The following is a 1,109-nucleotide window of genomic DNA, read 5'->3' as shown; positions in this document are numbered from 1 at the left end:
GGCGATGAGGACGCAGACGACGACCCGGCTGGGGAAGCCGAAGCCGAACCAGAGGCCGATGAGGGGGACGATGGCGAGGATCGGGACGGTCTGCAGGATGACGGCGTACGGATAGAGGGAGCGCTCCAGCCAGCGGGCGCGGCTCATCACGACGGCCCCGGTGATGCCGAGGGCGGCGGCGATGGCGAGCCCGGCGAGAGCGACCTGCGCGGTGAGGGCGAGGGCCTGGAGCATGGGCTGCAGGTGAGTCCAGTCGAGGACGGCGACGTGGAGGACCTGATGCGGGGGCGGTACGAGGAAGCGGTTGGCGGGGGCTAGGAGCAGGTAACTCACCGCGTACCAGAGGCCGATGGCGACGGCGAGCGAGCCGATGGGGGCGAGCAGCGCGACGGGGCTGCGGCGTGTGCAGACGGACGCCTCAGCGGCCGGGAGGGTCTCGGCCGTTGCGCCGGCGGCGGCATCGGACTGGTGCACAGGGGTCTTCCCCTCGTGGGCCGGAGCGGCAGCGCTCGAACCGGTGACGGCCGGTTCGGAGGCGGCAGACGGTTCGCTGCTCGGGCCGACTTCGACCGAGGCGGCAGTGGTCGCGTGGGCAGTCGGCGCGTCGGCGGCCGGGGTGTTCGCGGTCACTGGGCGTCTCCTCGCAGGGCTGCGGAGACCGCGCCCGCGATCGCGGCGAACTCCGGTTCGTAACGGAGCGAAGCGGGCCTGGGGTGGGCGAACGGGACCTCGAATGCGGCGGTGATGCGTCCGGGTCGGGCCGACATCACCACGACCCGGTTGGCCAGGAAGACCGCCTCGGTCACCGAGTGCGTGATGAACAGACCCGCGAACCCCGACTCGGCGAAGATCCGCTGGAGCTCCTCCTGCATACGAAGCCGGGTCATCTCGTCCAGCGCGCCGAAAGGTTCGTCGAAGAGGAAGAGCGCGGGGCGCATCATCAGCGCGCGGGCCAGCGAGACCCGCATCCGCATCCCGCCCGAGAGCTGTCCCGGCAACTGCTTCTCGAAGCCGTCGAGGCCGACGAGACGGATGGCGTCCATGGCGCGCTCGTGCCGTTCGGCCTTGGGACGGCCGGCCAGTTCGGCCGGCAACGCCACATTGGCGAG

2 protein-coding genes are annotated in these 1,109 nt (G+C 71.5%); both read right to left on the bottom strand.

The features are described from left to right. A partial coding sequence (locus tag ACTWQJ_RS51665) for an ABC transporter permease (protein WP_443313249.1) occupies positions 1-630 on the bottom strand: 630 nt, incomplete at its 3' end. Beyond that, the coding region (locus tag ACTWQJ_RS51660) for an ABC transporter ATP-binding protein (protein WP_443313248.1) at positions 627-1,109 on the bottom strand (483 nt) is incomplete at its 5' end. The genes ACTWQJ_RS51660 and ACTWQJ_RS51665, both read right to left, overlap by 4 nt.

It is taken from the genome of Streptomyces sp. KR55, from assembly GCF_052245645.1.
Classification (GTDB): domain Bacteria; phylum Actinomycetota; class Actinomycetes; order Streptomycetales; family Streptomycetaceae; genus Streptomyces; species Streptomyces flavusporus.
Note: the sequence above shows the minus strand (reverse complement) of the source record. Positions and strands in the feature narration are given on the sequence as shown.